This is a genomic window from Nocardia australiensis (assembly GCF_020733705.1).
In the GTDB taxonomy this organism is placed as follows: domain Bacteria; phylum Actinomycetota; class Actinomycetes; order Mycobacteriales; family Mycobacteriaceae; genus Nocardia; species Nocardia australiensis.
Genome location: NZ_JAJFZM010000017.1, coordinates 255,937 through 281,379 on the forward strand (window position 1 = coordinate 255,937; position 25,443 = coordinate 281,379).

General features: G+C 65.3%; 16 protein-coding genes. All 16 read right to left on the bottom strand.

Annotated features, from left to right (window positions below; all coding sequences use genetic code 11):
• Positions 1-19: 19 nt before the first annotated feature.
• Positions 20-4,966 (bottom strand): NAD-glutamate dehydrogenase, encoded by a 4,947-nt coding sequence (locus tag LKE06_RS30430; RefSeq protein WP_228002892.1) that lies wholly within the window; start codon positions 4,964-4,966, stop codon positions 20-22.
• 137 nt (positions 4,967-5,103) lie between these two features.
• Positions 5,104-5,814 carry a hypothetical protein gene (locus LKE06_RS30435; protein WP_228002893.1) on the bottom strand — a complete coding sequence of 237 codons (711 nt, stop codon included), beginning with the start codon at positions 5,812-5,814 and terminating at the stop codon, positions 5,104-5,106.
• Positions 5,811-6,836: a discoidin/SUN/FTP domain-containing protein gene (locus LKE06_RS30440; protein ID WP_228002894.1), complete on the bottom strand. Its 1,026-nt coding sequence runs from the start codon at positions 6,834-6,836 to the stop codon at positions 5,811-5,813. The genes LKE06_RS30435 and LKE06_RS30440 overlap by 4 nt, the downstream gene beginning before the upstream one ends.
• Positions 6,837-6,913: 77 nt before the next feature.
• Entirely contained in the window at positions 6,914-7,126 is a 213-nt protein-coding gene (locus LKE06_RS33015; RefSeq protein WP_228002895.1) for a helix-turn-helix domain-containing protein, read from the bottom strand.
• A 153-nt stretch (positions 7,127-7,279) separates the two neighbouring features.
• A complete protein-coding gene (eccE, locus tag LKE06_RS30450) occupies positions 7,280-9,013 on the bottom strand; it encodes a type VII secretion protein EccE (RefSeq protein ID WP_228002896.1) in 1,734 nt (577 codons plus the stop codon).
• Positions 9,010-10,365 carry a type VII secretion-associated serine protease mycosin gene (mycP, locus tag LKE06_RS30455; RefSeq protein ID WP_228002897.1) on the bottom strand — a complete coding sequence of 452 codons (1,356 nt, stop codon included), beginning with the start codon at positions 10,363-10,365 and terminating at the stop codon, positions 9,010-9,012. The genes eccE and mycP overlap by 4 nt, the downstream gene beginning before the upstream one ends.
• Positions 10,365-11,888, bottom strand: coding sequence for a type VII secretion integral membrane protein EccD (eccD, locus tag LKE06_RS30460; protein ID WP_228002898.1), 1,524 nt, complete (start codon positions 11,886-11,888; stop codon positions 10,365-10,367). Before eccD ends, mycP begins: the two co-directional genes overlap by 1 nt.
• The gene (locus LKE06_RS30465; RefSeq protein ID WP_228002899.1) at positions 11,885-13,507 is read right to left on the bottom strand and encodes a MinD/ParA family ATP-binding protein; all 1,623 of its coding nucleotides are present in this window, start codon (positions 13,505-13,507) and stop codon (positions 11,885-11,887) included. The genes eccD and LKE06_RS30465 overlap by 4 nt, the downstream gene beginning before the upstream one ends.
• A 34-nt stretch (positions 13,508-13,541) precedes the next feature.
• Positions 13,542-14,372 carry an ESX secretion-associated protein EspG gene (locus LKE06_RS30470; RefSeq protein ID WP_228002900.1) on the bottom strand — a complete coding sequence of 277 codons (831 nt, stop codon included), beginning with the start codon at positions 14,370-14,372 and terminating at the stop codon, positions 13,542-13,544.
• Positions 14,373-14,454: 82 nt separating this feature from the next.
• Positions 14,455-14,739, bottom strand: coding sequence for a WXG100 family type VII secretion target (locus LKE06_RS30475; protein WP_228002901.1), 285 nt, complete (start codon positions 14,737-14,739; stop codon positions 14,455-14,457).
• Between the two features lie 46 nt (positions 14,740-14,785).
• Positions 14,786-15,160, bottom strand: a complete 375-nt coding sequence (locus tag LKE06_RS30480; RefSeq protein WP_228002902.1) for a WXG100 family type VII secretion target — start codon at positions 15,158-15,160, stop codon at positions 14,786-14,788.
• Positions 15,161-15,268: 108 nt separating this feature from the next.
• Complete coding sequence (locus LKE06_RS30485; protein ID WP_228002903.1) at positions 15,269-16,561, bottom strand: PPE domain-containing protein; 1,293 nt, start codon at positions 16,559-16,561, stop codon at positions 15,269-15,271.
• A gap of 33 nt (positions 16,562-16,594) precedes the next feature.
• Positions 16,595-16,909 carry a PE domain-containing protein gene (locus LKE06_RS30490; protein WP_228002904.1) on the bottom strand — a complete coding sequence of 105 codons (315 nt, stop codon included), beginning with the start codon at positions 16,907-16,909 and terminating at the stop codon, positions 16,595-16,597.
• A gap of 110 nt (positions 16,910-17,019) precedes the next feature.
• Complete coding sequence (gene eccCa, locus LKE06_RS30495) at positions 17,020-21,036, bottom strand: type VII secretion protein EccCa (RefSeq protein WP_228002905.1); 4,017 nt, start codon at positions 21,034-21,036, stop codon at positions 17,020-17,022.
• Complete coding sequence (eccB, locus tag LKE06_RS30500) at positions 21,033-22,586, bottom strand: type VII secretion protein EccB (RefSeq protein ID WP_228002906.1); 1,554 nt, start codon at positions 22,584-22,586, stop codon at positions 21,033-21,035. The genes eccCa and eccB overlap by 4 nt, the downstream gene beginning before the upstream one ends.
• A gap of 678 nt (positions 22,587-23,264) precedes the next feature.
• Entirely contained in the window at positions 23,265-24,983 is a 1,719-nt protein-coding gene (gene eccA / locus LKE06_RS30505; RefSeq protein WP_228002907.1) for a type VII secretion AAA-ATPase EccA, read from the bottom strand.
• Positions 24,984-25,443: the final 460 nt, after the last annotated feature.

Sequence of the window (25,443 nt, forward strand, 5' to 3'; positions counted from 1 at the left end):
CCGCTGAGACCGTGCAACCTCAGCCTGTCACCGTCGAAACGACGGCGCTGGACTCACCACCACTGCTGACCATGCTGCGCACCTGTCGCGCCGCCACTGAAAGCGTGGCCAGGTCGTAGCTGCCTGCGGCGAAGATCTGCCCGAGCGACACACCGGCCCTGGCCAGCCGCGATTTGTTGGTCGATTCCCAGTACGCGATCTTCTCGGCCGCGTTCTCGTCGGAATCGGTCGCACTGAGGACGTCGAGGGTCAGCGAGCGCAGCGAATCGTAGAGATCATCGCGGACCGCGAGCCGGGCCAGCGTGCGCCAGCGGTCACCGCGCTCGAGCTTGCCCACCTCGGTCAGCAACCGTTCGATATCGAAGTGGTCGTTGAGCGCTATGTGCAGCTCCCCGACCTCCACGGAGTCACGTTCGGCGATATCGGCGATGTCGATGACATCCAGCAGCGGGAACAGGTGAATGAGCCCAAATGCCTCCTCCGCCAATTCTCGTGGTGCGCCACGCTCGATCGCACCACGCGAACGCGCCTCGAGGTCCTCAGCGAGGTATCCGGTGAGCCAGCCGGAAACCTGTCCGGCGAGGGCATGCACACCGTCGCGATACCTGGCGATGTCCGCGCCGATCGCGATCGGCTGGGGCCGGTTGGCCAGCAGCCACCGCGATACCCGATCGAGGGTGCGCTTGGTCTCGAGCTCGAGTTCGTTGCGCACCGCGGTGGTCACCGGCGCGGTCCGAATCCGCCGCCAGAGCGTGTGCATGTCGAATATCTCGACCGCGGCGCTGAAGGCGCGAACCGCGTCGTCGGTGGTGGCACCGGCCTCCTCGGCGAGCCGGAACGCATAGGTGATCCCGCCGTAGTCGACCACGTCATTGATCACCACGGTCGCCACGATCTCGCGGCGCAGCGGATGCCGGTGAATGGCGGTGGCGAAACGTTCCCGCAGCGGTGCCGGGAAGTAGGCGGGGAGCACGTCGGCGAAGGCCGCGCTGTCGGGAAGCTCGCCTGCCAGCAGATCGGCCTTGAGCGAAAGCTTCACGTGCGCCATGAGATTCGCCAGCTCCGGCGAGGTCAGACCCCGCCCCTCGGCGGCGCGCTGCTCGAGCTCGGCGTCGGTCGGCAACGCCTCCAGCCGCCGGTCCAGACCACGGCGGGTCTCGAGATCGGCAAGCAGACGCCGGTGCACACCCGACATCGCCACCGCGTCCGCGCGCGACATCCCCATGCGAAAGTTCTGCGAGATATTGTCGCGCAGCACGAGTTCGGAGACCTCGTCGGTCATGGACGCGAGCAGCGGATTGCGATCTGCCACCGTGAGATCGCCGCCGGAGACGACCGCGTCGAGCAAGACCTTGATATTGACCTCGTGGTCGGAGCAGTCCACGCCCGCCGAATTGTCCAGTGCGTCGGTGTTCATCCGGCCGCCGTTGCGGCAGAACTCGATGCGGCCGAGCGCAGTGGCACCGAGATTGCCGCCCTCACCGATCACCTTGGTGCGCAGCTGATTCGCGCTGACCCGCACCGCGTCATTCGACTTATCGCCGACCTCGGCATTGGTTTCGGTACTTGCCTTGATGTAGGTGCCGATACCACCGTTCCACAGCAGGTCGACCGGGGCCTGGAGGATGGCCTTGATCATCTCCGGCGGTGACAGCGTGGTCACATCCGGGCCCAGATCGAGTGCCGCCCTGACCTCGGGAGTGACGGGGACGGCCTTGGCGGAACGGTCGTATACGCCGCCACCGGCGCTGATCACCGAGGGGTCGTACTCGGCCCAGGACGAGCGCGGCAGCGCGAACATCCGCCGCCGCTCGACGAACGAGCGGGCCGCGTCCGGAATCGGGTCGAGGAAGATGTGCCGATGGTCGAACGCCGCGACCAGGCGAATGTGCTCCGAGAGCAACATGCCGTTGCCGAACACATCACCACTCATGTCACCGACACCGACGACGGTGAAATCGTCTGTCTGCGTGTCGATATCCATCTCGGCGAAATGACGCTTGACGCTTTCCCACGCGCCCCTCGCGGTAATACCCATGGCCTTGTGGTCATATCCCGCGGACCCGCCCGAAGCGAAGGCGTCACCGAGCCAGAAACCATACTGCTTGGCAACATCATTGGCGATATCGGAGAACGCCGCGGTGCCCTTGTCCGCGGCAACCACCAAATAGGTGTCGTCCTCGTCACGGCGCACCACCCGCTCCGGCGCGAGCACGACACCGGTGGCGTGGTCGACATTGTCGGTGACATCCAGCAGGCCGGAAATGAACGTTCGGTAGCACGCCACACCCTCCGCCCCGAACGCCTGCCGGTCCACCCCGGCATCCCCGGTCGACGCGGGCGGCTGCTTCACTACGAAACCGCCCTTGGCGCCGACCGGAACGATGACCGCGTTCTTCACGGCCTGGGCCTTGACCAGCCCCAGAACTTCGGTGCGGAAATCCTCCAGACGATCCGACCAGCGCAATCCACCACGCGCCACCGCACCGAAGCGCAGGTGCACGCCCTCGACCCGGGGCGAGTACACGAAAATCTCGAACTGCGGCCGTGGTTGCGGCAATTCGGCGATAGCGTGCGGATTCAGTTTGAACGACAGGTACTCCAGCGGGTTGCCCTCGGCGTCGCGGCGGAAGTAGTTGGTACGCAGGGTCGCCGAGATCAAGCCGAGTACGGCCCGCAGAATCCGGTCGGTGTCCAAGCTGAGCACGGCCTCGATCTCCGACTGCACCCGCTGCGCGATATCGGCCGCCCTGGACTCGGCCTCCGGGCCCACAACGTCCGGATCGAAGTAGGCGCCGAACAATTCGGTGCACGACCGCGCGGTCGCGGGATGGGTCAGCAGCACTCGCGTGATATTGCCGAGCGTGTAGGCGAAACCGGCCTGCTGTAGGTATTTCGCATAGGCCCGCAGCATCGCGACCTGCCGCCAGTGCAGCCCGGCCCGCAGTACCAGTTCATTGAGCCCGTCGACCTCGGCGTGACCGAACCACATCGCGGCGACCGCAGCCGGGAAGCGTTTGCGCACACTGGTTTCCGGCAGGGAGTCGACGTCGACCGAGGCCGCCAGATCGGCTTCGATATCGCTGTCGAGTGCGCCGCGCAGCAATGCGGCGGGAACTCGCAGCCCGAAATCGTAGATCCAGCGCTGCGAACCGTCGCGCAGCGTAATGCGGTAGGGCTGCTCGTCGAGGACCTCCACACCGAGACTGTGCACCACCGGCAGCACCCGGCTCAGCGATACACCCGCACCGGCGACGTAGAGGGTGAATCGCCATTCCCCCGACGGCAATTCGGCGTTGCGGTACAGATTGGTATCGATCTCGCCATCGGACAGGCGTTCCAGCCGCCGCAGATCGGCCAGTGCGCGGACCGGCCCGTGCTCCTGCTGGTAACTGGAGGGGAAGGCCGCCGCGTAATCCTGGGCGAGCGCCAGCGATACGTCCGACGCGCCGGCCGCCTCGGCCGCCAGCCCGTCGGCCCAGGTCCAGGTGGTGCTCAGCAACAGTTCCTGAATGCGCTCCCGATTGGATTCGGTGATATCGGCGGGCTGCGCGTCGGGCTTGCGGTGCACCGTGAAATAGACGACGGCCAGCTCGGATTCGGTGGCACGGGCCGAATACGCGATCTGCTCGGCGTCGAACTCGGTGCGCAGTATCTCCCCCATGCGCAGCCGGACCTCGGTCGAATATCGGTCACGAGGCATGTAGACCAGGCAGTAGACCGCACCGCTGCGCGCGTCGCGGCGGATGAACAGCCGAACCTGCCGTCGCAGACCCAAATCCATGACGCTGGAGACGGTTTCGAACAGGCGACGCGCATCGGTGGAGAACAACTCGACGCGCGGGAAGGACTGGAGCATCTCCAGCATCGCCTGGCCGGAGAACGAATTCAGCTCGAATCCGGACCAGTCGATCACCTGTAGCACGCGACGCGAGATGACCGGAATGTCGAGGATGTTCTCGTGCAGACCGGTCACGGTGAACGTCCCGACGAATACGTGCTCGCCCTTCACCATCGCGACGGTGTCACCGGTGGGTCCGCTTCCGCTCGGATCACCGGTGCCGTAGTCGGCGACGCTGACGAAATAGAGATCGCGGGAGCCCGGCAGCAGCGAATCGACCGAGCCATTGGCCAGCCGCAACACCGGCCGCTTCGCCCCGTGCACCGGAACACTGACGTCGGCGACGGAACCGCCACGCAGCACACCGAGGCCGGTGCCGGGCAGCTGCCACGGCTCGAAGGGGGCGTCGGGCAGCGGCGCGCTGCGCCGGAAGTGGTAGTAGCCGTAGCCGAGCGCGGTGAAGTGGCCGTCGGCCAGCCAGCGCAAAAGCTCCGCGCACTCGGGGATTTCAGGATCGCCCGCCCACTGCGCGGCAACGTCGAGGCTGTCGGCGAGGGAGTTCATCGAATCGACCATGGTCGCGGTGTCGTCGGCCACGCCACGCAGATCGTTCAGCAGCGACTCGAGCGCCTGTTCGATTCGGTCGACAAGCGCGTCGGAGAGTCCGGTGGCGAACTGCACGTGGATCCACGATTCGGGCAGCGTGCGGCCATCGCCCGCCGACCCGAGATCGGTCTCGCCGTCGTGCGCCACGATGCCCTGGAGCCTGCCCTCGGTGTCGCGGGTGACATCGAAGACGGGATGGATGACCTCGGTCGCGGTAGCGCCGAGCCTGCGCAGCGCGGCGGTCACCGAATCGACGAGCAGCGGCATGTCGTCGTTGACGATCTGAACCGCGGCGCCGAGTCCGGTGCTGTCGTCGGGCCGGTACACCCGGGTTGTCGCCGAGCCGGGCTGACGGACTGCGGCCAGCTCGAGGTGCTGCCGGAAGATTCGCTGCGCGCGATCGGTGATCGCGGAGGCCGACGGGTCCGGTTGGATCCAGCGGAAGTACGCCGCCTCCAGGTCGGTCGGATCATCGCGGAACCGCTTCGTAGTGATCGTCTGCTGTGTGGTTGCCACCATCGACCTGTTGCCTTCCAGTGGGCTGAATTTCGTAACGTGCGCTTCCCACACGTTACCTGAATAACGTACCGCTGCATAGCGGCACATTGACTAACGGCATAACGCTGATCAGGTAGTTACCTGTTGAATGGTTCAGTTCAACGGGTCAAGCCGGCCCGGTTGAGGAAAGTCTGTGCGGCCGCACGGCCGGTGAACGTGCCGGTCTCCAGACGCAGACCGGTCCGCGTGTCGGCGTACCACACGGTTGCCGAAGGCCCGATCGCCGCGAATACGGGGCCGTCGGCCACGACTGTCGCGCCGGCCGCCCGCCATCGGCTGACTGTTTCCTTCAGCCGTTCGGACGACGCCAGCTCCGCATAGAAGGTCAGGTCCTTGCCACCGGCAATACCGCCGGACAGCAACAGATGGCCTGCACTCATGACACATTTATCGGTCACTTCGCCGGCATCGAGTCGTTCACACGACGAACCGGAACGGATCAGTGCGGGCAAAGCACTGACGGCATTCGATTGGTCGGCACCGTTCAGTTTCGGCATCTCCGGCAGACCCGGCCCACACGAGCGCACCGCCAGCACACCGACCAGCGCAATAGCAGCGATGACGGCACCGGCGGCCATCCGCAGCCAGCGCGGAAGCTCCTTCCGGGCAACGTCTCCCGTCTTCCCGGTGACCTTCTCGGCGACACCGGCCCCCACCGCGGCCACCCCGGACACCCCGGCCCCCGCGGTTGCCGTGACCGTGCGGACGGCAGCGCGCAACGGCGCACCGCAGTGCGCACAGCTGGAGAGCGCCTGGCCGACATGGCGGTGCGAACAGTACTGGCAGATCAGTTCGGATACGGCGTTCAATGTCCGGTGATCACAATCGAGGAGATGGCGGTTGTGTTGATCGAGCGATCACCCTTCGATTCCAGAATCGTCAAGGTAATACGGGTCGCGCTCACCGGGGGCTCAATTTTTGTGACGACGAGGGTGCGCTGGTCCAGCGTCGCCTGGGTGTAGCCACTCGCGTCGGCGTTATCCAACTCGTAGTGGATACGGCTGGCCGTGCGGTACTTGTCCCACTGGTCGGTGCCGTCGGCACTGACATGGTCCCAGCCGGGGATAACGCCGATCGAATCGATCTGATAGCTCTTCCCCAAGTCGATGGTCATTACCTGACCGTCCACCTTGTAGGCACGCACACACGCCCACGCCTTACCGGTCTCGCCGCCGAACGCATCCATTGCCGAGGTACTTCCGGGCGGACACTTCGCCTGAGCCGATTTGATCGGGATAACCCCGCTGGCCACGGCGGGCGGACCAGTGGTTGACGGCGCGGCAGTTGTCGGCGGCGCGGTAACCACGAGTACCTGATCGGACTCCTGCTTCTTTCCGCCTGTCGTCACGAGCAGCAGCACTACGAGTACCGCGACGACCGCGCCGATCGCGAGCGCCACCTTCGGCTTTCGCAACTGCGTGAGCGTGTCGCGTGCGACCTGGTCGGCAGGCCCGAACCGGTTCGACGACGACGCCGCGGCCGGTTCGGCCGCCGGAGTGCGAGGCGGATCTTCGGCCTCCGCCTCCGCGGGCATCACCGCGGCGGGCTGGCGGAACTCCTGCGTGTAGGCCGCGGTCGAATCCGGCTCCGCTTGGCCATTGAGCAGCGCGAGAATCCGCTCACTCGCCTTGGGTCCACCACTCGCACGTGGCCGATCGACGGGCTCCGACCAATTTGATTCGGCCTCCAAAAGGCCGACCGATGCGGCGCCCGCGCTCGCGCGCTCATAGGAATCAATCCCGGCGGGCCCGAACGACGGATCCGACAGAAGTGTGTCGAGAACCGCACCTCGATGACGGAGAAAAATATCTCCCGGATCCTCGTCGGGCATGGTGCGGATCGTATCGGCCGCAGCATCACATCCGGATCGAGGCTATTCCCGCTGGCGAGAACAGCCGCCAGGTGCGTTCAGCGCCGCTGGTCCTCGGTCACGAAATACTCCGGCGGCACATCGAACACCCTGGCCAGGGCAATGACCAGATCCAGTCGCGGGATGGCGTCACCGTGGATCAGGCGGTACAGACCCGACTGCGACACCGGCACGTCCGGATAGGCCAACTCCAGATGCTGCGCAAGCGAATACAGCGTCAGCGACCGCGTGGAGCCGTCCTCGGTCGACACCACCGACTCAGCGATGAGTCCCGACAATCGGCTCGAGAAAATGGCCGCCGCCGCCTGTCTGGGAGATAGCGAGTCTCCACCGTCCTGATGAGGAAGGTCGCCGCCATCGGAAGGAGAATCCACTACCACGGTGATAGACATTACCGACCTCGCTCAGCTGACGCGACGACCACCGGGTTGCTGCGCGGTCGCAGGAACTTCGGATCCGTGCGGCGCGGCACTGATCGCGGCCGGCCCCTCGGCGGAATCGAAATAACGGGTCTCCCCTCTCGGTTCGATCAAATCGACGCGCACAGTGCGCATCGGAATACTGACATCCACCGTGGTCGCACCGACCTGATTAATGGTGAGATCGACGGCCCGCCTACGGGGAGCGCCGGGCTCGTTGATGGTGACAGTGGTTTGTGCCGTCGACGCTCTCGGCGACAGCTGATCGAATACGGCGATTGTTGCTGGAGCATTCGTGTCGGAATCCGTCCCTGTACTCCCTCCGGTCCCGCCCTGTGCCTCGACCAGACGCAACGAACGGGAGTCTCCAACCGCGGCGACGAGTTGTTGCCAACTCTGCGGCCGGGCCGAGTGCACCTCCACATCCGCGCCGACGACCATGGCCCGCAAGACGATCTGCTGCGCGACCGGCAACTTCGCGTGCACGTCGATGGTGCGGCGACGCGGGTTGTAGCGGGCCGGATCGAACAGTGGCAGCGCGAGGGTATGACGCGGTTGCCCGCTGAGCGACCCGAGGATCTGGCCGTTGGGACCGATCGGGATCGCGAGTTCGGCGGCGATCTCCTCGGGGGCGACATCGGCGCCGGATTCGTCGGTTGGCACGGCACGCACCGAGGTGGCGGTGGGTAGTGACGCCATCAGCGCCACCGACTGGCGACCGGTAAGCAACCTCAGGTAGTCCGGCGGCTTGTTGGTCACGGCCGGACCGACGAACCGCACCAGCGCACGGGGCGCCGCCACGTCCTCGGTCAGGCTGACGACCAGGGTGGTGCGACCCCGGTTCCACGACCAGCAATCGCCCAATCCGGCGCCGTCGAGCCGGGTCCAGTCGATCAGGTAGCTCGTCACACAGCGGCCCGGCGCCGAGGATTCGAGGCAACTCCAGGTTTCCCTGAGATCGTTCAACTCGACTCCGCCGTGCAGCAGGCGGGTCGCGTCCCGCAATGCCGATGCGGGCAGCGGCCTGGCTTCGATACCTCGCTCACGCAACCGACCCGCAATGCGATGTACCGCGCCTGCCAGCGCTTTCGGTGCCGCGACCGCGCACGGACCACGCCGTGCCAGCGCGGCCAGATTGCGTTCCTGATCCAACCGAACGACCAGCCAGGTCAGGCGATCACCCACCACCGGGTGGGAGCCGATGAGCTGGTCGTAGAGCATGCTGTAGCTGCCGGTCGACCGGACCCGCTGGCCGGTCGTCACGATATCGATGTCGACGGAGATGCCGAATTGCTCGAGCATCGGCAACAGCACCTCGACCGCCATCGTGTCCTCGGTGTAGAGGGACCGTTCGGCGATGACAGTGGGCAGATCCAGATTGGGTGCGAGCTGGATCATCGCGACCAGTGTCGTGTCCGCCTCCGAGATACCGCACACCCCGGACGCGACCTCCACGTCACGAATCCGGCCCGGCTCGGCCCGCTCTCGCGCTCGCGCCGAACGGCCGACCCGGTATGCGGCCCAGTCGAGCAGCCATCTGACCGTCGTGCGGTTGTTGACCCGAACCGTGACCGTCACGAACAGCACGGTCACCACCGAAGCACCGACCCACCATGGCGTGTGGGCGGACATGGCGACCAGCGGCGGACTGCCGACGATCACGAACGCGGCGAAGGGACCGCGCTCGACGCTGCCGCCCCGAACACTCGGAAAGCTCACCGCCGCCTCCGGCTTGCCGAATTCGCATAGGTGACGGCCACACCGAGCACGGCCGCCGCGACGATGACGACGGTCGCGGTGATCGCGGGCCGCGCATCCTTGGCACGGGGCGGCGATGGGATGGCCAGCGGTGCCGACCCGAACAGCCCGGCGGGCGGCTTCGGCGGCGTGCGATAGCCGAGCGCGACGAGCGGGTCGATCACGCCGGCACCGACGGTGTTGTCGATACCGCGCGCCGGCGCGTGCGCGCTCGCTTGCAGGCGCGCACCGATCTCACCCGGTGTCTCGTTGGGGAATCGCGACCGCAGCAGCGCGGCTACCCCGCTGACATAGGCGGCGGCGAACGACGATCCGCCGACCGGCACCAACTTGTCGGGTTCACCTACGCCGTTGATCAGGCCGCCACCGCCGGGACCGAGCGATTCGATACCCGCACCGGGCGCAGCGACCGAAACCCAGGGCCCGGTCAGCGATTCCGACATGGGCGCACCGGTCGGAGCGGTAAATCCAACGGTCAGCACATCGGGCGCGAACCAGCCCGGGGTTGAGATCGTTTTGACGTCCCGCCAATTCCTCGGGTCGCCGGGTCGGGTCGGGTCAATCCCGGGATTCTCCGAACAGCCCGTCCCGCTGGTATTCCCGGCGCCCGCGACGATCAGCGCACCCCTGACATGCACGGCGTAACCGATGGCCGCCGACAGTACCGACTGGTCCACGCGCAGCTCGGTCGACAGACAGATCGGCAGCGAGACCGTGATAACTCCGGCCCCCTGGTTCGCCGCATGGGTGATAGCTCGGGCCAGGGTACGGATCTGGACCGAAAGTTGCTGCACCATATCGGAATTCTGGTGTTCGAAGGAAATAGCGCCGGACTGGTTGCGGATCGAGATGATTCTGGCGCCCGGCGCGACACCGGTGAAACCGTCGGCGGGATCGGACGCCGCGCCGATGATCCCGGCGATAAGGGTGCCGTGGGCATCGCAATCGGATAGGCCGTCGCCGCCGGCTGTCATGTAGTCGCCGCCACCGACCAGATTCGGCAGGCGCGGATGAGGACTGACCCCCGTGTCGATGACGGCGACCGTGACACCTTCACCCTGGCTGAGCGAGCGGGCCCGGCTCAGGTCGAGCGCCAGTTCCGGTGCGGGCGTGCGGGATAGATCGCTATCGCGCAGGACACCGGTCGCCAAACACCCCTTGTCCTGTTTGGTCGGCAGCTCGGGTCCTGGCGTGTCATCGGGCGGCGGTGCCCCTACCAGCACCTGCGGCGGCTGTATCGCCGTCGCCGGCGCCGCCGTGATGGCGAGCACCACTGCGGCCAGTACCGCGGCAGCGGCCTTGCCGAGTTTCATCAGATAGCTCGCATGGCGGTATAGACACCCATGATCCAGAAGGCGATCACCGGGACCACGAGGATGAGCAGGTACTCGATCAGGTCGATCACCCGGCGAGTCACCGGCGACAGCCGCTTACCAGGCAACCGCAACGCCGCGACGCATCCGGCAGCCGCGATCAGCGCGACAATAAACACGACCGCCACGCGCGGCGCCGGCGTCTCGTACGCAACGACCAAACCGAAACCGACCCCGGCCACCGTGACCGCGGACGCCGCGATCAGCGCGATCGCCTGGACCCGGTCCGGGTACCAGCGTGCCCGCATCGCCAGCACACCGGCCACCGCCGCGGCCATCACGATCTCCCGAATACCGCCGGGGCTGACCACCGAGGTGACAACCGTGCCGATCGACAACAGCACCGATACCGCCGCGATGAGGCCGCGCAGGCTGGTCACGGCCAACCGGGCCCGGCTCTCGATACCGATGGCGGAATTGTGACGTTGTTGTTCGCTGCTCTCGGTATGCTCGTCGCCCTCGCGCGCGGTCTCGGCATCGAAGATATCGGTGAGGGTGGTCGGCGATACCTCATTGCCCGGGTCGGGTAGGTCCGGCGGCCGGATCCGCGCGATCACCACAGCGATTCGTGGTGCGGCGGTGAGCAGGACGAGGCCGACGAAGACCGCGCCCGCGGACGCCTGTCCGACAGAGAGGTCCATATACGTCAACGGCAGGGCGACCAGAGTTACCGTCGCGCCGAGTGCCGTCACCGCCATCAGCGTCGCGATGCCCATACCGGTCAGCCGCATCATGGTGGCGGCGGCGACCGCGGCGACCACCGATCCCGCGGCGAGGTTGGCTGCGGTGAACGGTCCAGGCTGGTCGTATGCGGGCGGGACCAGCATCGCGCTGCCGGCGAACAGCAACGGCGTCGCCGACAAGGCCAGCCCGAGGCAGACAGCGGGTGCCGCGCCGCGCCGCCGCGCCATCATGGCCGCGATCCAGCAACACACACCGATCAGCAGCGCGGGCAGCGCACACCACCCGGCCGAACCGGTCTCGGTCCACGACCACGCCAACATCGCGGCGATCGAGGTGGTCCCGGCGCCCAAAGCGGCCAAACCGACAATCGCCGCGGTGCCCCCATCGAATTCGGCGAACTCACGCTGGTTGATCAGGGCGAGAGCGTCGGTGATGTCCTCGACGACCGGCGTGAATTCCTCGGCCGATTCGACCACCGAGAGCATCAGCACGGCACCGTCGGTTATCTCGTGGTCACCGAGGCTGCGCCAGCGCGGTATCGGCGGCTCCCCCGGCCGGCCCAGGCTCCATTGGCCTTGTGGCGGAGTGAAATCGACGCTCTCGTCGTCGATGGCACTGGCGAGCACGACCAGTAGATCGTCGATGAACGTTTCGATGGTGAACTTGGTCGGCACCACCACATCGACCTGATAGGTGGACACCATTACCGCGATCCTGGCGCGCGCGACCTCGGCAGTCGGCTGCGCCGCGGCAGGCGCGGGCGCGATCGCAGTGCTCATCGCATCCCTCCATTGTTGCCGGTGTCGCCGGTCGCATAGCCGGGAAAGCTATCGGAGAGATGCGCCGCGAGCTCCTCGAAAGCCACACCGGTGTCCTTGTCGAGCAGCCGCAGATCGATCTCGCCACCCTCGGCAAGGTGCTCGTCGTAGGGCACCACACACGTCGGCCGCTGCGCGGTCGCGAACAGCTTCTCGATGGCCTCGACATCGACCGTCGGCTTGGCGGGCTGGTGGTGCACGATCGACACGATCGACTTGGCGATCAGGTGATGCAGTCCGTGCGAGGCAAACCAATTGAGGGTCGCCACCGCACCGGTGACACCGCCGACGGTGGCCGGGGTGACGACCACGACGGCGTCACTGGTCTGCAACACAGTGGCGGTCGCGGAGTCGAGAACGCCGGTGCCGCAATCGACGAGCAACAGGTTGTAGTGCCGGCGCAGCACCTCGACGGCGGTGGCGTACTCCCGTCCCGAGAGCGCCTCATTGGCCTCCGTCGTCCACGGGGAGGCGATGACGGCGAGGTCCGCGGTGTTGATCGAGGTGAACGACTGCACCGCGGAGAACGCGTCGAGATTCGTCGCCTGTGCGAGATCGCGCAGGGTGAGGCCATAGGGGTGACGGTTGGTTCGAGTCGCGAGATCGCCGAAATCCGGGTTGGCGTCGATGGCGACCACCCGATCCGGTCGCAGGCTGGCGAAGGTCGAACCGAGCGTGGCGGCGGTGGTGGTGCGGCCGACGCCGCCCTTCACGCTCACCACCGCGATCTGGTAGGTCGAGGTGAGTTGTCTGCGGATACGCGAACGCCGATCTTCGGCACGCTGTTCGGCCGGGGACAACCCGAGGTTGAAACCAACCTTGTTCAGGGCACCGCGCATACCCGAGTTGGAGCGCAGCTGGGCGCGTCGAGCCGCCGCGATATCGGCAAGCAGGTCGATGGAGGTGAGGGTGGCGGGCAGCACCTCGATTCGAGGTGTCTGCTCATAGGCCGAGTGGTCGACGCGATCGGGAACCCACTGCGTCGCCGGAACGGCGTATTGCCGTTCGGCCGTGGGACTTCCGGCGACGGGCGGCGAACCGTGCGACGCCCAGCCCGGCGACGTCGTGCCCAATGGTGCCGCCTCCGAATAGGTTCCGGACTGCGGCGGCTGCGACGCCACCGCACCGTCACCCCACGCCTGCGACGTGGGGTGGGCCGACGTGGTCGGTTGCGACGCGGCGTGGGGGGTGTGTTGCGACGCGGCGTGCGGGATCGGCTGCGGCTGCGGCCCGCTCGCACCCGGCTGCGGTGCACCCGTGTTGGAGGGCGGCGTAGCCGTGCCGGTCTGCGGAGTCGCACCCGATGGCGCGGTAGCCGCCCCCTGGGGCACGGAGCGATCGGCGGATGCCTGCGCGGCTGTCTCCTGCGGCTGCGGCGGTGGTGCACCGATCACCGGGTCACCGGCGGTGCGGTTCGGCGACAGATCCGCGCGCGCGCCGATCTCCGGTGCTACCGGGGTCGGCGTCGGCGCGACCGATGCCTCGCCGGGTTCGCCGGTCGGCGCGAAGAAAGCGTCGTAGCCGCCGCGGGCGCGGGCGGACTCCGTCGAATGACCGTTGGTGCTCGGTGCTCGGCTCATTTCCGTAGTCCTCTCGACAACAATGGCACGATAGTCAGCCAATTCGGCTGGTATCGAACCAACTTCGACCGGGTAGCAACTCGAGGAGTGCGCCGATGCCCGCCGCGACAGCGGAGTCATCACCCGGTGCGTACGTCGACCAGACCGTACCGTCTGCGGCCTTACTCGGTGTAACGACAATCCGCCCCGACAACGTATCCAGCACGCTCACACAGACTTCCGTCTGTGTCGAGCCGCCGTCGCGATGCTCGATCATCACCACCTCGGCGCTGCGCCGCACCTCGTCGAGCACTCTGCTGAGCACTCCGGCGGTGTGCGGATTCGCGCCGAGTTCCAAAAGCGCCCTGCGCCGTTCACTCTGATCCGACGGCACCTCGGAGAGGTCCTCGAGTGTCGCGGTCATCGGCTTGAAGCGCAGTATCTGATTCTCGCCCAACGCCGCGATCAACGCCGCGGCCATATTCTCCAGATCTCGTTGTTCTTGGAATACCGACTGGATCACGACATTGTCATCACAGCGCACGGCGAGAACATGCGTCTCGCCGGAACGCACGAGCGACAGTCGCAGCACGGCTTCGAATTCGCCCCCGGGACCGACGTCCACGATCCGGGCGACTAATTCCATATCGGGCCGGTATAGACATTGCAGCCAGTGTTCGACCGTCGGGTGCACGTTGCCGTCGTCGATAATGCCCGCGTCGGCGAGCTGTTTCGCGACGACCGCATGTACCCGTTCCTGATCCTCGACCCGATAGACGTTGGGCATCAAGGCCAGCACCAGGGGATATGAGTCGATGCCGACCATGTCTTTCAACAAGAGGGCGGCATCGACATTCAGGTCGACCACTATCGGGTCAGTTTCCACACCTTCACCAAACACGTAGTCATCGAGTGCGGTCAAGCCGCGCCACTGCGGAATTGTTGTGGCGGATAACGCCACAACACCGCTAGACGAGCTTGAACCCGTTACCAAGCCCGCGGTCGGTGGTGTTCATCAAATCAGTATTCTCCTGAACAACAGAGTTTGTCTTCTGCAAACCTGCCCGGAAACTGTCCAGATCGATCTTCAGCTGGTCTGTGGTTTCTTTATATCCCGCAGCACCCTGGCCCGTGAACTCAGCCAGTAATTTCAGTCGCAAATTTTCCAATTCCTCGAGATTTGTCGACATCTTCGAGAGCAGACTCCCCAAATTAGTTCCGTGCTCGTAGATCCGAGTGTAATCGTATTTCATGAGTTTTTAGCCTTTCGCTCCGATTAATCGTCCGAGAATATTCCGATCAGAAACTGTTGTCGACCTTGGAATGTATGTCGGAGGAGTATTTAGCTCCATCTTCGTTTACCCCGTCGGTGCCCGCAAGGCGAAGAAGCCGCTGCTTGCCATCCAAGTCGTCGGCATCAATCTTGACACCGGCCTGAGTCAAAAGTTCAATAAGGTGGTTCAAGGTTACGTTAAGCTTCTTACCCCTGGCGTGGGCGTCAGCGAATACACTCTGAGCAGCCATACCAGCCTGCCCCTCGAGCGCGGCTTTCAACTCGTCACTCATTGACGCCAAGCTCGCGAGTTGATATTCGAGTGTACCGTGGTTGTCTGCCATACTGCCCGACACCGATTTCAAATTGGCCGAATCCGCGTTCAATCCTGTGATCGCCATATTGTGTTCCTTTCACGTGGGGTATTGACATCTGCCGCGGCGTACATAACCGAGGACGTTCCGCGAGGAGTAATGCCGAATCATCATCGGCACGCTCGATCGCACCGATCAGGCCGCGTCATCGTCGGCCTGATCGCCCGGACCGTCGTTATCGTCGTACTCGATAACGCCGATAGCCGGAGGTTGCTCCAGAACGGGCACATCCTGGGGTTCACCGGGTACGAACACCGTCGAGGTGCCACGGTCCTCGTCCCGACGCCGCCGCAACTGAGCCTTGGGTGCCGTCGCGCCGCGCGGCGGGGTGCTGCGCGATGCGGGTCCGGCGGTGGGCGTGGTGTTGGGCGTCGCGCCGAAAGCCGTACCCTGGCCCAGCGACCAGTTCGACGGCATCCGGAAACCTGTCGATGCGCCCGGCATCGTTCCGAGTCCGCCACGGAACATTCCCAAGCTGACCAGACTCCCGGCACCACCGTTCAGTCCGGCCAAGGTCGGTGAATACGGCGATGTGCCGGAAAACCCGGGCTGCTCCATCGAAGTAGTGCCGTCCGCCGGTGTGTCGGTCAGCGATGGCGCGGCCTGGCTCATATCCGGCAAAGCCTGCTCGGCGTTGGGTGCGGTCGGCGTTGTGTCGGCCGGGTTCGGTGTGGCGTGCGCCGGATCGGTACCGGTGTGGGGGGTGGGGTCGCCACCGGTGCCGTGGGAAGTGTTCGTCGGTGAAGTCGGCCCAGGACTTGAATGAGTGTCGTGTAGCGCGGTACCGCCGCCGGGTGCGGATTTCCCCTGCGCCGTTATCTGGTCATGTTTGTCGATCATCGATGACACCACCGGGTGCTGCGGGCCGCCACCTCCGATGTCACCACCGAGCTGGCCACCCGTGACGATCATCGGCGGCGTCAATGGCGGTGGCATACTCGCGACCGCGGTAGCCGCCAACCCCGCATACACGCCCATCGTCGCGGCGGCCCGGCCCCAAAGCACTTGGTAATACGCCTCATTCGCCGCCAGCGCCGGCGCGTTGTGCGTCATGGAGAAAGTGACTCGATTGATGTGCACCGCGGCGAGCTCGACCGCCGATGGCATGGCGACCACCGCACCGGCATACGCGTTCGCGATCGCGGCCGTCGCTGCGGCGGTCGCACTTGCCACGGCAGCCTGATCGGCCAGCCAGGCCGTATGCTTGGCGAAGGCCGTCTGCGCGATATCGGAGGACGAGCCCTGCCAGCCCGCCGCCAGCACGCCGGTGGACCCGTGGTCTGCGGCCGCCGCCGCATTCATCGCGGCGGCAAACTGCACATCGGCGGCCGCGGCCGCGGCCATCCCGGCCGGGCCTGAACCACCTGTTGTCAGTCGCATGAGGTTTATCTCTGGCGGTAATGCGATGAACGTGAAGGGCAGCGGCATGGCAGCAAACTCCTGGTAGTCCCGCTGGGCCCGCTACACGAAATTCGCGGCTTGGGCATCGACACTCGCCCCACCGGCGCCGTCGGTACCCAGGTAGGTAGCGGCAACCTTCGGGAGCGCTGTGGCCGCATTCGTGACCTCCTCGAACCCCGGCACCGACAAGTCCGCGAACCGAATGGACTTCTCGGCCCTTTGGGTGGCCGCCCACACGCTGACATCGTCGATCGCCGCAGGCATCGGGACGGCAGCCGGGGCCCAAGAACCGACAGCCGAGGCAAGTACGGCACCGGTTTGGAATAGCTGCGCGCTGACGACCGACAGTTGCTCTGGTGAAATGTTGAGAGCCATAGGAAAACTCCTAACGAGGGGGGTTTCGCGTCTCACGCGATACACCTAGAACGCTAAGGCATCCCCACCCTTGGGAATGACGCATTGCACAGGCCCTACGACCTGGCGCTTCATTCCTCCGGCAGCCACGCGGTCTGGACGAGTTCCCTCCGCGAGAGCAGTGGTTCGACAAGAATTCCGCGACCCACCGGTTGCTTCGTGGCCTTCACATCGCCGATAAGAACGCCATCAAGTTTCGAACCATCCAGCACGATGCCCGAAGAGTTCAGGTTTCGCATTTGCCCGAGCACGTTGTCGTACATCGCCGAATCGGCCTGCGCGATGGCTCGTGCGACCACGAGATGCAGCCCCGTGTCCCGGCCATCGACAATAAGGTCTTTCAACGTCTCGAGCGGATTCAACGCACCACGCTGCGCGACCATGTGATAGTCATCGACGACGACGAATATCTCCGGCCCGCTCCACCAGGAACGCTCTTTGAGCTGCTGTGAAGTGACGTCGTCGGGAGCGCGACGCGTACGCATCTTCGCGGCGAATCCGGGCAGACCCTCGATCAGATCCCGCTCGCTGGTCAGATAGCCGACCTGCTGCTCCTTCGGGATGGCGTCCATGTGCTGGCGGCGATAGTCGACCAGGAGCACTCGGGCCTGGTCTCGATTGAATTGCCGCCGAATTGATTCCAGCAGCGCCTTGAGCACCGTGGATTTCCCCGACCCCGATGAGCCGAGCACGATGAAGTGGCTCGTCACACCGAAATCGATACTGGCAGGGCCCAAATCGGACTCACGCACCCCGATCGGCACAACCAGCCGTTGCGCCATATTCATCGGCGCCGGCAGCTGCGCGTGCAGCTCGTCCAGCCGGACCTGGGCAGGCAGCAGTTTGACCTCCGGCGCCTTACGACCGGCGTAGAGACGGTTCAATTGCTCGACAGCCGCCGTGAGTCCCGCACGCGCCGAGTCGGATTCGCCCACACCATCGACGCGCGGCAGCGCGGTCAACATATGCAATGCCTCGGTGGAGATGCAACGTCCCGGACGGTTGGGCGGAATCGCATTGACGATATTGCGATGTGCGGAAAACACCGTGTCTGTGAGATCGCCGAGGCGCATTTCCCATCGGGTCTGCATCAGATCCTTGATGGCGGGACGGATCGCCGCCCACCGCGAACTACTGATCACCAGGTGGATGCCGTAGTTGAGACCTTGCAGCGCAATCGCTTCCACCGACGACAGATACTCGTCGTTGTATGGGCCGGAGACTGAGAAGCCGATATCCCAGCCGTCGATGACAACGAAGACGTCTCCGTGAATATCACCACGGGCGGTCAGTTCGGCCGATTCGCCCGGCACGGTTCGACGCCGCCGGAACTCCTGCATGCCATCGATGCCGAGGTCACTGAATAGTGTCTGCCTGCTCGCGATGAGGTTGGCGATCAACGCGAACGTACGCCGGACACGGTCGACATCGCGAGCCGTCGCGACCGAGCCGACATGCGGTAGGTCACGCAGCCCCGATAGGCCACCGGAGAAGTCGAGGCAGTAGAACTGCACCTGTTCCGGGGTGTGGGTCAGTGCCGCCGACAGGATCAGTGTCTGTAGTGCGGTTGATTTACCGGACTGTGGGCCACCGACGACGGCCGCGTGTCCACCGGCACCGGACAGATCCACCGTCCAGACGTCCTGGCTCTGCTGACGCGGCTTGTCCACAATCGCCAGCGGCAGCCGCAACATTCCCGCGGTCGCACCGCGGGTGAGCTGGTCAAGGGTGGGTGACACGGTCAGCGGCGGCAGCCACATCGCGTGCGCCTGACGGCCATGGCCCGCGAACTGCTGTAGCACCGTCTCCATCACGGTCACCGGATCGCCCTCGGCGATATCCGGTTCCACGGGAACGGCTTCCACCTCCACGGGCGGCGCGGGCCGCACGTCGATGACCTGCGCGGCGGTAAACCGTTGCGGCGGCCGGTAACTTCCGCCCGCCCGGCGCGCACGGTGCGCGGAGGCCGCCGCGGTCTGCACCGGCGGCACATATGGTGAGCCGACATAGGCGGCCTGGAATCGCTGTAGGTCGCCCGAACCGACCCGCAGATAGCCGGCGCCGGGCTTCTTCGGCAGGTGATAGGCGTCGGCGGTGCCGATCGCGTCACGGGAGTCGCTGGTCTGGTTGGTACGCAGGGCAATTCGATAGGACAGGTGCGCTTCGAGTTCACCCATCCGGCTGGCGGGAACCTTCTGCGAGGCGAGCAGCAGGTGAATGCGTAGCGAGCGACCGAGGCGACCGATGGCGACGAACAGTTTCGTGAAACTCGGGTGCTGTTCGAGTAGCTCGGCGAACTCGTCGAGGATGATCAGTAGCGTCGGCAGCGGAGCCAGCTCCGCGCCTTGCTCGCGCGCCCGTTCATAGTCCGCGACATTCGCGAAATTGCCCGCATCACGCAGAATCCGTTGCCGCCTGCTCATTTCGCCGTTGATGACGTCTTCCATACGGGTGACCAGATCGGCCTCTTCTTCCATATTGGTCACCACCGCTGTCACATGCGACAACCGATCGAAGCCGAGGAAGGTGGCGCCGCCCTTGAAGTCGACGAGCAGCAGGTTCAAGACATCCGAGGAATGCGTGGCGACCGCCGAGAGCACAAGGGTGCGAAGGAATTCCGACTTTCCCGAGCCGGTCGCGCCGATGCACATTCCGTGCGGGCCCATACCCTCCTCGGCGGATTCCTTGATATCGACGTAAACGGCGCCACCGGCCGGGTCGTAACCGAACGGGATATTCAGGCGCGCCCGGTCGCTGTCGCGACGCGTCGGCCACTGTCGTTGCACCCGGATGTCGCCGGGGTCGGTGATGGCGACCAGTTCTTCCCATGAGGTGCCGCCACTGGCCTGCTCGGCGGCCACCGCTTCTACGACCGTGGACAACCGGTAGGGCGAAATGTTGCGCGCCAATGCCGTCATCGCGGGCGACGAAAGCGCGTCGGCCACACCGACACGCCGCAATCCGCGGACGGTGACCTCGTTGAGCGAACGATCCTCGTTGACCGTGAAAGCCATCGCTCGCGGCAGACTCTGCTCCGAGGTACCCAGCCGCAGCCAGGTGCAGCCGTCGATGCCCGAGATATCGCGTTCGTTCGAAGACCCGCCGACATCGACGATCAGCAGATAATGTTTGCGATCCAGCGTCGGCTGGGAGTTCGCGGAAAACGGGCCTCGATTGAGACCCGCCAGCACCTTGGCCCGCATCTCCGCGACCGTGCGGTACACCATGCGGCTCGAACCGATCGCGTCGGTCTCCTCGGGATGCTGAGTATGGGGCAGCCACTTCAGCCAGGCCCATTCCGGCGCATCGGGATTCGACAGCACCGCGGCCACCGCTACCTGGTCCGGACCGTGCAGAACCACCACCTCGGCGACCATCGCGCGCACCAGATCCCCCATCGCCTCGGCGTCACCGCCGATGCCGATCTGCGGCGCCGAGAGCAGGTTGATGGCAACCGGCATACCACCGACGGTGGAATACGCCTTCGCGAAGCGGGTGAGTTCGACGACGCCGACCGGATCCAGGTCGGTGGTCGGCGCGGCCTCCGGCACGATCACGCGTACCTGGTTGGCGATCCGGCCACGGCCGACTCGTACCCGCAGGAACTGCGGGCTCGCGACCTGCACCTCCCACATGCGCTTGCCACCGACCAGCCGGGTGATCTCCTCTGGACCGGGATGGGTGTAGCGCAGAAAGCCATAGAGCTCGATTTCGGCCGCGTGCACCGTCTTGCGGTTGTCGGTGATGCTGCGCAGGTAGTCCTTGCGTTCCTCGTTGAGGCCGGCGGAACCACCGCCGCCACCACCCGCGGCCGAACCGCCCATCATGCCGAACATCGACACCAGCATCATGACCGGGAACATCATCATCATCGGCGACATGGTCTGTAAACCGCCGCCGCGGAACATCATCACCATCATGCCGCCCATGGCCGCGACCATGACGACGGGCATGATCATTTTGAGGCGTGACGGCGGTACCGGTTTCGGCAGTTCGGTAGGGGGCTGGAGCCGCAGTTCGGTCACGGCGGGCGCTTTGGGACCACGGACCGTGCGGGCCGGGCGCACGAATCGACGCGTACTGGTCACGACGGACCTCCCAACCCGGCGACGACCTGGTCGGGCGCGATGCCGTCGTGGGCAAGCTTGGCATCGGCCTGCGACAGCGTCGGGCCTACCGCGAACAAGGTGACGATCGACCACGGCGCCTGCACCGGTGTGCGCAGCGCCAGCGCGGTGAGGGTCGGATCGGAGCCGCTCGCGATTTGCGGAGCGTCGATGCCATAGCGCACGCCGCTGTCGGAAATCCAGTAGAGCGATTCACGCAGCGGCGATGCCGGTTCCGCACCGGTCACCTGCACGAAGCGACCGGTGTCGCGCGGCATGTACGCGGCATCGGCGGTGCGGCCTCCCGAGGGCGCGGCGGTCACCAAATCGACTGTCCTGCTTTGCTCTTCGGCCGCCAGCGGTAGTTGCCTTCCCACCAGCAGCTCACTGACGGCATTCGGATCGGTGCCGGTACGCGACCAGTGATAGCAGGTCACCTCCGAGCGTTGCGGATCGATGATCTCGATCGGCCGCGTCGGGTAGGTAGCGGTTCCCGGCCACGAGCCGGGGCGCAGGTTGGCGGCGATCACGTCCGGGCCGACCATTCTGGTGGACGCCGCGCCGTGTGAATCGGCATTGCGGATCATCGATGCCAGCACCCCGGTGACGCGTACGACACCGTTCTGCGACACCAGGTAGTAAGCCGGGGGCTGATCCGGGGTGTTCACTGTCAGCACCGAGCCGACCAACACACTCAGCCCGTTGCTGAAGGTCATCGACTCACCCGCGCCGGGCACCTCGGGCACCCGCAGTGGCGGCACCTCCGGGATCGCGTCGATCAAACCCTTGGTGGCCGCCAGGACCGGCGCTGTCGCATCGATGCCGAGGGCGAGTGCCACCGCGGAATTGGTGAGATCGATGGCCGCGCGCACGACGCCTCTATCACCGTCGACGTACACCAACCAGGTGGTGTTGTCGTCGCGCATCAATCGTGCCTCGTTATCGGTCAACGGGCGTGCGGCGTCACCGTCGACCGACAGTGGACCGCCGATAACGGTGGAACGCACCGCCGATTGATTGAGGGTAGGCAGGCCGGTCGCCCGGTCCACCGGCGCGGAAGCACCCGACTTCGCGGTGTCACACACCGTCCACGACGAATCCTTCTCGGCGTTATCGAAAATGGTTCCGGGCGCACCCGGAATGCCGACCAGCGGCCCGCGCGGATACTTCGACAGTTCCTCGCGCGAGACCGGCACCGGCTTTTCGGCGGCCCCGATGATCAGCCGCGCGGAGGTGAGATTCAAGGCCGGGTACAACCGTGGACCCAGATGCACGAACAGCGCACCACTGTCCTTCTCCGAGACGATCTTCGCGTCGGAGACTTTCTTGGCGGGTTTGAAGAACGCCAGCACCGCCGAGCCGGCGATGACCACACAGACGATCGCGATACCTATCGATAGCGCGGTGGAACGGCCGCGTTGTGGATCGTCGATCATCGACGCGTCCCGGCGCACCAGGGCATGCTCGATTCGGCGCAGCAGGAACCGCCAACCAGATATCTGGTGTTTGGTCACCACCCGGAAGCGTGCCACCGGTTCTCATCCTTCCGCCGACCTGCCGCCAAACCCTACTGGCGGGTCATCGACCGGCCACACGAAGACTTCCCACCACTGGGAATCAAGCCGGTCGGTCGGAGTAGACATCGGCGTATGAACGGAAACAACCAACGGCGCAGTAGTACTCGATCACGAGTTCAGGATTCCCGACACCGAGCTCGGCGAGCGACTGATCCCGGTCGCGCCTAACCGCGGCACCGGCCATTACGCGCTGGACTTCGCCCGACCCCAGCATGGTGACAACACATACGATCTTGCGGCGGTAACCATCGGGAGGGGCACGGCGGAAGTCGCGAGGGTGCATGTACTGGCTGCGATGCAGTCATACAAAAGCCACCAGGCGCCGAACCGCTCTCCGAGTTCGCCCTCGACCTCGGCACCCGCAAGCCGCCGGACTGACGCAAGGTCATGCAGGAGGAAAACCACAGCCTCCACGTGGCCCGCGCCGCGGATGGCAACGTCGTCGGATTCGCCCACCCAACACTCCAGAGTGGAACCGGCTATCTGGATGTGCTGCATGTGATGCCGGTATGGCAAGGCACCGCAGTGGGCGGTCGTCTGATGTATAAGGCGGACGAGTTCTGGGGAAGGTTGGCGACTCGGCCGACTCCCACAGGACCTGATGGCCCAGCGGGAGCCGGCCGCTCGTTTCCGTCACACCCGGGCGGAGGGCGCCAAACTATCCAGTGCGGCGGCGATGTCGAGGGCGTCGATCATCATCAGTTCCTGATCGGTCATCGACATGATGTCCACATTGTCGCGCGTGAAGCGGTAGTCGCGCTCGGCCTCGGCCGCCTCGACGACATTGCGCACGAAACGCCCATTACCGGCCAGATCGATCAACCGCCTGCCGTTGCGGGTTTGCCCGGCCAATTCGGCGCAGCGGGCCTGGAGCACCTCACGCGCGTCCTCGGAGAGAATCGAATCCTTGTTGCGCGCAATATGTTCGGCGATTTGCACCAGTTCGTCGGCCTCGTAGCTGGAGAACCGGATCCGCTTGGTGAAGCGGGAGGCGAGACCGTCATTGGATGCGAGGAATCGGTCGATCTGGTCCTCGTAGCCGGCGATGATCACGACCAGCTTGTCGCGATCGTTCTCCATGCGCGCCAGCAAGGTGTCGACCGCTTCCTTGCCGAACGCGTCGCCACCGGACAAACCTTCTTGCACAAGCGTGTACGCCTCGTCGATGAACAGCACCCCGCCGAGCGCGGAATCAATGAGCGCGTTGGTCTTCGGCGCGGTATGCCCGAGATGGGTGCCGACCATATCGTTTCGCGACACCTCGATCACGTCGGCATTCTCGACGACACCGAGCCCGGCGAAGATTTTGGCGATCACGCGGGCAATGGTGGTTTTACCGGTACCGGGGGGGCCGGAGAAGATCAGGTGCTGCGACCGCGACTCCACGGCCAGCCCGCGTTTGGCGCGCACCTGATCCATCAGCACACCGGACTTGAGCCGGTCGACCTGCTCTTTGACCGAGTCCATTCCGATCTGCGCCCGCAACAGGTCGGATGCCTCCGTGAGCCGGGAATCGCGCTCCTGCTTGGCCGCCGACGCAGCCGCCTCGGCCGGATCGTCGCCGGACTTCGGATCCCACTGGTTGGTGCGGGAGGCGATGAGTTCCGCCGAGGCGACCTCGAGCCGGAAGGACTTGTCCTTGACCGCGCGCTGCCATTCCGGGCGGTCCTGCCACAGCCCCGAGCCCTGGAGGCCGTTGAGGATCTTCTCGGCGGCATCGTGATCCCCGTTGTGCCGCAACAACATTCCGAGTAGGAAGTGCGCATCGGCCCAGATGTAGGACAGACTGCCTGATGCGCTGTCCTCGACGATGCGCTGCGCACGGGGCAGCGCCTCACCCAGACGTCCCAGATGCGCCAGCGATTGCGCCGTCATCAACTCGGCCGCGATATCGAGCAGGCCGTCTTCGAGCGTCGCCCGCTTGTTTCTGGCAGCCAGCACATCCGGCCAGCGCTTGGTGCGGAAGTACAGCGACATGCGTACGAAGTCGGAGACATCGTCGCTCGGTACTTCCTGGAGGATGTTGATGGCTTCCTGCCATTCACCACCCTGGGCATAGGCGCAAGCCTGCGCGACCGAGATCTGGTCACGGTCGGCCATGGCGATGCGCAACCCATACATCCCGATCTCGACCTGGCACCACAGCGCGCGATCGACAAGACCGGCTCGTTGCTGGTCACGATAAAGATTGTGCACCGACCGGTAGGCGCCGTAGATCACCTCTTCGGTAACCTCGCCCGCCATCGCGCGCCCGAGCCAGGCATCGCACATATCGGGATCGAGGTCGGTGGCCGCCCGGAACGCCGCCACTGCTTGCTGGTCGTTGCGCACACCGCCAACGACCAACGCCAAACTTTGAACCCCTGTGTAGAACGCGTCCTCGGCCGCTGACAATTTCGGGCTTCCCTTCCGCCGATCTCGCTTGCCGCAACGATAGTGGCCGCCACCGCCACCACTCCCCCGGAAATCATTCCCAGTGCCGGGAAGTTTGCGGCTCGTCGGGCTCCCGAGTGAGACCGGGTCACCCCCAGAGCGATACGCCAGCAATTAACGTGCCGTCACATGACGGTGCGATCGCGACTCAACAGCTGGAAAGCCCTACGATATCGACGCAGGCCAGCAGCGGCTGGCGGCCGCGATCCGGATCGCCGGGCCGGCACTCGACACCCACAGGCCCCATCGACATCGCTAAAATTCTTGCCACTAATTGAGTGCACGCTATTGAACGTCTCAACAGAGTTGGGTACTGTAATGAACAGATCGACGGTCCCTCATCCCGGCGATCTGACCTAGATAAGCAGTGACCGGTTGC

What these genes read in the sequence shown, in the direction of transcription:
- eccD (WP_228002898.1), bottom strand. Translation starts at nt 11,888, where the DNA reads ATGAGCACTGCGATCGCGCCCGCGCCTGCCGCGGCGCAGCCGACTGCC.
- LKE06_RS30430 (WP_228002892.1), bottom strand. Translation starts at nt 4,966, where the DNA reads ATGGTGGCAACCACACAGCAGACGATCACTACGAAGCGGTTCCGCGAT.
- LKE06_RS30490 (WP_228002904.1), bottom strand. Translation starts at nt 16,909, where the DNA reads ATGGCTCTCAACATTTCACCAGAGCAACTGTCGGTCGTCAGCGCGCAG.
- LKE06_RS30480 (WP_228002902.1), bottom strand. Translation starts at nt 15,160, where the DNA reads ATGGCGATCACAGGATTGAACGCGGATTCGGCCAATTTGAAATCGGTG.
- LKE06_RS30465 (WP_228002899.1), bottom strand. Translation starts at nt 13,507, where the DNA reads ATGAGCCGAGCACCGAGCACCAACGGTCATTCGACGGAGTCCGCCCGC.
- LKE06_RS30485 (WP_228002903.1), bottom strand. Translation starts at nt 16,561, where the DNA reads ATGCCGCTGCCCTTCACGTTCATCGCATTACCGCCAGAGATAAACCTC.
- LKE06_RS30440 (WP_228002894.1), bottom strand. Translation starts at nt 6,836, where the DNA reads ATGCCCGACGAGGATCCGGGAGATATTTTTCTCCGTCATCGAGGTGCG.
- mycP (WP_228002897.1), bottom strand. Translation starts at nt 10,365, where the DNA reads ATGAAACTCGGCAAGGCCGCTGCCGCGGTACTGGCCGCAGTGGTGCTC.
- LKE06_RS30475 (WP_228002901.1), bottom strand. Translation starts at nt 14,739, where the DNA reads ATGAAATACGATTACACTCGGATCTACGAGCACGGAACTAATTTGGGG.